Below are 623 nucleotides of genomic sequence, written 5' to 3' on the forward strand. Positions count from 1 at the left end.
GAGCAGCGCACGCTGCCGCCGAAGGGGAAATCGCCCGAAATCTCTCAGGCAAAAGAACCGTGGACGGGAAAGACAACTCTGGAAAGTCGGGGCTAGCCCCGCGCCGAAGGTGTAAGCGCTGCCGACAGAGTTACGGAGCGCAAGTCTCTCAGGCTTCAGACAGAGGGGCACGAACTAGGCCGCCTGCGGCGGTCGATTGCGTGCGACTCTGGAGAAGACATGACAGGCGACGACACCAGACATCTGCCCCTTGAGGATTTGCATCAGGCCGCGGGAGCGCGTTTCGGCGCCTTCGCCGGCTGGTCGATGCCGCTGACATACCCGCCCGGCGTGATGAAGGAGCATCTTCACACACGCGAACATGCCGGCCTGTTCGACATCTCGCATATGAAGCTGTTCGAGGTCGCCGGTCCGGGCGCCACCGCATTGCTGAACCGCGCCTGCCCGCTCGATGCCGGCGCGCTGGGCATCTCGCAGTCCAAATACACTTTTTTCCTCAACGAGGCGGCCGGCATCATCGACGACCTGATCGTGACGCGCCTTGGCGATGACCGGTTCATGGTGGTGGCCAATGCCGGCAACGCGGTGGAGGACGAGAAGCATCCGCGCGCGCTGGCCGCCGA

At 63.7% G+C, this 623-nt stretch carries 1 pseudogene and 2 riboswitches; the pseudogene reads left to right on the forward strand.

The annotated features are described in order from the left end of the window. Window positions 1–57, forward strand: a riboswitch (glycine riboswitch). An 11-nt stretch (window positions 58–68) separates the two neighbouring features. Next, window positions 69–173, forward strand: a riboswitch (glycine riboswitch). A gap of 46 nt (window positions 174–219) precedes the next feature. Further along, window positions 220–623 (forward strand): annotated as a pseudogene (locus tag EOD07_RS36665) (glycine cleavage system aminomethyltransferase T); the annotation flags it as partial.

The sequence above is a fragment of the Mesorhizobium sp. M2C.T.Ca.TU.002.02.1.1 genome, assembly GCF_003997225.1.